The organism is Mycobacterium asiaticum (assembly GCF_001668675.1).
GTDB lineage: Bacteria > Actinomycetota > Actinomycetes > Mycobacteriales > Mycobacteriaceae > Mycobacterium > Mycobacterium asiaticum_D.
In genome coordinates this window covers 1-5,716 of the sequence record NZ_LZKQ01000207.1, presented here as the reverse complement: position 1 = coordinate 5,716, position 5,716 = coordinate 1, and the positions used below count along the sequence as shown (strand labels likewise).

General features: G+C 69.4%; 3 protein-coding genes. 2 read left to right on the top strand and 1 reads right to left on the bottom strand.

Annotated elements, in window-relative coordinates:
- Positions 1-2,716 (bottom strand): ATP-binding protein (locus A9X01_RS17340; protein ID WP_065121916.1); only part of this gene is annotated, 2,716 nt, incomplete at its 3' end.
- A gap of 122 nt (positions 2,717-2,838) precedes the next feature.
- On the opposite strand from A9X01_RS17340, the gene A9X01_RS17335 reads away from it, so the two are divergent.
- Entirely contained in the window at positions 2,839-4,212 is a 1,374-nt protein-coding gene (locus tag A9X01_RS17335; protein WP_155772140.1) for an FAD-binding oxidoreductase, read from the top strand.
- Between the two features lie 129 nt (positions 4,213-4,341).
- Positions 4,342-5,716: PE family protein (locus A9X01_RS17330; RefSeq protein WP_065121915.1), on the top strand; the 1,375-nt coding region annotated here is incomplete at its 3' end.

Below are 5,716 nucleotides of genomic sequence, written 5' to 3'. Positions count from 1 at the left end.
CATCGGGGCCCTGCGGAGCCGATGTCAGCAACGGACCCACCAAATCAATGACCCGGGATTGGCCGATCGGCGCGGCGACCTCGCGGGCCTGTTCGGCAAGGCGTCGCGCCTCATCGCTGCGACCACCGGAAGCCGCGAAGAGCGCGTGGCGGGCCAGCGTCTCCGCGACATGTACCGCCGCGCCCATCCGCCGATCCAGCTCGAGCGCCGCTGCGAAGTGACGTTCGGCGGCGTCGGTGTCACCGTTGAGTGCCGCGATCCTGCCGAGATAGCGGTCCGCACTGCCGAACAACGCAACGAACTGTCCGGCCGCCAGGTTCTTGCCGACGTAGCGGGCGACGAACGGGCGCAAGACATGGACCGCTTCGCGGTTGCCCAGCTCCAGGGCCGCCTCGAGCATGAACACCAGCTCCATCGGCCATTGCGCCTCGTCGGTGTGCTCGCCGAGATTGCGGTTGAGGAGGTGATTGAGTGCGCGGGTCATGCCACGCTCGCAGCCAAGCTCGGTGTACAGCGCAAGCAACCCGGGCACCCAGCGGCCGGCGAATGTCTCTCTGCCATCCACAAATCCGGCGAACCTCTTCAGGTCTCCGGTTTCCCGCCGAATCATGAACATCTGCACGCCGTACGAGCCCTCTGTCTCATTTGCGGTGAAGAGGTTGCCGGTGCGCAGCGCGATCTCCGCCCATTGTTCGGCGCCGGCGAAGTCGCCGCTCAGATACGTCAGCGCCTGCTTGCCGCACGCGCTGATGAAGCTGAAGAAGGGCTGCCCGCAAGCCTGTACCGCTCGCTGTAGCTCGGCGACCGCGGCCGCCAAATCGTCCGGCCGGCCCACCACATAGCTGACCATGGCGCGGAAGTGCGACACCGAGCCCAGGGTGTCGTAGTCGCGGATCGATTGCGCCCCCCGCAGCAGCTCGGCAGTCCGCTCCAGCTGGACGTCACACAACTCCGGGCTGAGGCTCTGCCACAGGGTGGCGTGCAGCGCGTGCACGAGGACCGCCGGATCGCCGATGGCCCGCGCGTGGTCGAGGGCGCGGGTACCGACCTCGCGTGCGCGGGCCGCCTCGCCGGCAAACGCCAACGCCCGTCCGAAACTGGCGAGCGCCTGCACGTAGCGGGAGTCGTCGGTGTCCAGCCCGCACCCTTCCAGCGCGGAAGCCAGCAGGTCTGCCGCCTTCGAGCTGGCCAGCCCGGGACGCCAACTCGCGTCCTCATAGCCCACCGCCGCGCGCACCCGGATGAGCGGATCGTCCATCACGCTGAGGCTTTCGTAGATGGCGCGGGCGTGCGCGAAATCGCCGGAGCGCACGTGGTTCGTTGCTGCCCCGAAATTCAGTTGCGCCCGTTCCGCGGGGCTCAGCTCGGGAAGCGATGCCGCCCGCTCGAACCACTTCGCCGCGTCCTCATAAGCCAGGCTCCGCTCGGCTCCTTCAGCCGCTTTCCGCGCATAGCGCAACGCCTGGTCGTGGTAACCCAACACGTGCGCTAGCAGGTAGTGATTGGCTACGCGAGGAACGACCGTTGGATCGGCACGCCCCTCCAGCGCTTCGGCTGCCCGAGCATGCATGACCCGTTGCCGCGACGCCGTCATGCCTTCGAGGACGGCCTCGCGGGTCAGCGCATGCACGAACGCGAACTCGCCGTCAGAGCCAGGAACTGCCCGCACCAGCCCGACGGCTTCGGCTGCATCGACCGCCGCCAGGGTCGCCGTCAGATCGGTCTCGCTGGTGGCGATCACCGCCGGCAGATCAAACGCCTCGCCCAGCACCGCTGCCTGTTCGATCACGTTACGGACGCCGGCCCCCAGCCCGCCGAGCCGGCGCGCGATCACATCCCCGATCGACGCCGGAACGGTTTGATGCGCATTCAACTTGGCGAGCCCGCCACGGATTTCCAGGTGATTGCAAAGTTCGGTCAGGAAGAACGGATTGCCGCCGGTCTTGTCCCGCAGCAAGACCGCGGCCGAGCGCGCCGACGGCGGACGCAACTGCTGGGTTTGACCGACGAACTCGGCGATCGCCTCGGTGTCCAGGCCCCCGAGGTCGAGGCGCCGAACACCGTCGAAGCGGTGCAATTCGGCCATTCGCGTCGCGAGTTCTTCGGAGCGGTCCGGTTCGGTGGTACGGAAGGTAGCCACCACCAGCATGCACACATCCACGCAGCCGATGAGCACGTGTTCGAGCATCGCCAGCGTCGGCACCTGCGCCCAGTGCATGTCCTCGAAGATCAGCGCGATCGGGCGGTCGGCCGCCAGCCGGCGCAGAAAACCCGTCACCGCGTCGAAGAGGGCACGCCGTAACTCGTTTACCTCCTCGACGGAACCAGCGTCGGGAAGATGCCGATCCACCTCGGTTGTCAGCCGCCGTAGTTGCGGTCCCGCGTCCGCCAATGCGTCCGCCAGAGCACCCGACGGGTTCGCGACCAGCAGTCGATCCAACGCCTCGGCGAAGGGTGCATAGGGGACGTCCGCGTCGGCCGTCGAGCTCCCGACGAGCACCGCGACGTCGTGGTCGGCCAATCTCGCAGCCACTTCGGCGGCCAAGCGCGTCTTTCCGGCCCCTGGCTCACCGCCGACGAACACCGCCTGCCGTTTGCCGCCCTCAACCCGTTCCCAGGCCTGCTCGAACGCCCCGAGCTCGGCGGCGCGACCTACCAGCGGGCCGCCGCGCCGGGCGGTCAGCTCTGCCGGAAGCGGCGGCGGCACCCACTGCATGACCAAAACGTAGTCGCGGCCCGGCTCGCTGGTCGATAGTCAGATCTGACTAGTGTCGTCCGCCCGCGGAATGCCTAGTTGTGGTCATGACGAGCCACTATCTCGCGCCATAGCGTCGAGGCATGATGACCAACGTGGCGACAGACGAGGTGCGGGGCCGACTGGGTGGCGACGTAATCCTCCCCGACGACCCGGGATACGACGAAGCCCGGGCGCTGCACAACGCGATGATCGACAAGCGGCCCGCCGTCATCGCACGGTGCGGGTCGGCCGGCGACGTCGCAAGCGCTCTGGAATTCGCGCGGACGTCGAACCTTGAAGTTGCTGTGCGCGGCGGCGGCCACAACGGCCCCGGTTTCGGGACCGTCGAAGGCGGCCTTGTCATCGACACGTCGCCGATGAACCGGATCGAGGTGGACCCCGACCGGCGCACCGTCCGCGTCCAGGGAGGTGCGACGTGGGCTGCGGTGGACGCCGCGACCCACGCGCACGGCCTGGCGACGCCGAGCGGCATCATCTCCAGCACCGGTGTCGGCGGCCTCACCCTGGGGGGTGGCCACGGGTACCTGTCCCGCAAGCACGGCCTGACCATCGACAACCTCCTGGCGGCCGATGTTGTGCTGGCCGACGGCCGCGAGGTGACCGCCTCCGAATCCGAGCACCCCGACCTGTTCTGGGCGTTGCGCGGCGGCGGCGGGAACTTCGGTGTGGTCACCTCGTTCACCTTCCGCTTGCACCCGATGCAGAACGTGATCTGCGGCCCCACGGCGTGGCCGATCTCGGCCACCGCCGACATTCTGAGCTGGTACCGGGATTTCCTGCCGGCGCAGGACGAAGACCTGTACGGGTTCTTCGCAACCATGACCGTCCCGCCCGCCCCGCCCTTCCCCGAGGCCTTCCACCTGCACAAGGCGTGCGCGGTGGTCTGGTGCTACACCGGCGATCCCGCCCGCGCCGCGGACGCCTTCACGCCGGTGCGCCAGATGCAGCCGGCCTGGGACGGAATCGGCGCCGCGCCCTATCCCGCGCTGCAGTCCACCTTTGATGCCCTGTATCCCAAAGGGCTGCAATGGTATTGGCGCGGCGACTTCTTCCGGACCATCAACGACGAAGCCGTGACGGCCCATGCCCGATTCAGCGAAGAGCTGCCGACCATGCACTCCACGATGCATCTGTACCCGATCGACGGCGCGGTTCATCGGGTCGGTCAAACCGACACCGCATTCGCCCACCGGGACGTCACGTTTTCTCAGGTCATCGCGGGGGTCGACCCGGACCCCGCCAACGCGGAGACCCTGCGGCGCTGGTCCGGGGACTACTGGAACGCGACCCACCCGTATTCGGCCGGCGCCGCTTACGTGAACTTCATGATGGACGAAGGGCAGGACCGCGTCCGCGCCAGCTACGGCCCGAACTACCGCCGGCTCACCGAGATCAAGGCGGAATACGACCCGCGCAACGTGTTTCACATCAACCAGAACATCCGACCGGCGTAGTCAGCTAACCGGCCCACTCAACCCCGAGGCAGTGCACAGCCTTTCGGGGCCATAACACCCATTTGTTTAAAGCTCACCAGATCGACGGCGGTCTGGCGATGAAGCCATGACTCATAGAGAGGCTCTGAAATGTCCTTTGTCATCGCGACCCCCGAGGCAATCAGCTGGGCAGCAACAGATTTCGCTGGCATCGGCACGGCGCTGGAGTCGGCTAACGCCGCGGCGGCCGTCCATACGACGAGTCTGTTGGCCGCCGCCGAGGATGAGGTGTCGGTGGCGATCGCGGAGTTGTTCGGCACGTTCGGTGCCCAGTATCAGAGCCTGAGCGCGCAGGCCGCGGCGTTTCACCAGCAGTTCGTGCAGATCCTGACCGGCAGTGGGGCCTCGTACGCGACGGCCGAAGTCGCTGCGGCGCAACCGTTGCAGAGCCTGCTGGACGTCATCAACGCCCCGTTTGTGACGGCGACCGGGCGCCCGTTAATCGGCAACGGTGCTAATGGGGCGCCGGGGACGGGTCAAAACGGCGGTGCCGGTGGATGGTTGATCGGCAACGGCGGTGCCGGCGGTTCGGGCAGCTCGACCGCGGGTGCGGACGGCGGCGCGGGTGGGGCCGGCGGCAAGGGCGGTGACGCCGGCCAGGGCGGAGCTGGCGGAAAGGGTGGCAGTGGGTCGGCGACCGGCGCCACCGGCGCCCAGGGAGCGTCCCCGACCAGCGGCGGCGACGGCGGCAACGGTGGCGCCGGAGCCGATGCCCTCACCGCGGGCGCCGACGGCGGCAAAGGCGGCGCCGGTGGTGACGGCGGCTCGGTGGGCCGCGGCGGTAACGGTGGGGAGGGCGGGGCCGGCAAAGCTGGCGGCGCCGGTGGCACGGGACCAATCTCGGGCATTGACGGGCAAGCCGGCGGAAAAGGCGGTGCCGGTGGGGCCGGCGGCAACGGTGGCATCGACGGCGGTGACGGCGGTGACGGCGGCAAGGGTGGTGCCGGGGCCAACGGCGGGACGGGCGGGGATGCCCGCGACGGTGCCGACGGCCAAAACGCTGGGGATCGCGGAGGATTCGGCGGTAACGGCGGCAAAGGCGGCGCCGGCGGTGACGGTGGCGCCGGCGGTGCGGCCGGTCAGGCACGGTCGAGTTCGGGAACCGACGGCATCCAAGGGCGCGGCGGTGACGGCGGCAACGGCGGCACCGGCGGTAAAGCGGGCAACGGCGGCAACGGCAAGGACGGCTCGTTCGCCAACGGCGGCACCGGAAACGGCGGTGCCGGCGGCGAAGGCGGCTACGTCGGTGAGGGCGGCAACGCCGGTGCCGGCGGCGCCGGCTCCACCCGCGGCGCCGACGGCACGAGCGGAGCCCTCGGGAGCGGCGGCGGCAGCGGCGGCAACGGCGGCAACGGCGCCGACGCCACCGCCCCCGGCGGCACCGGCGGCAACGGCGGACAAGGCGGCCCCGCCGGCACCCGCGGCAACGGCGGCAACGGCGGCAACGGCGGCACCGGCGCTACCG

Coding starts and splice junctions, on each gene's coding strand:
- A9X01_RS17335 (WP_155772140.1), top strand. CDS start 2,839: ATGATGACCAACGTGGCGACAGACGAGGTGCGGGGCCGACTGGGTGGC.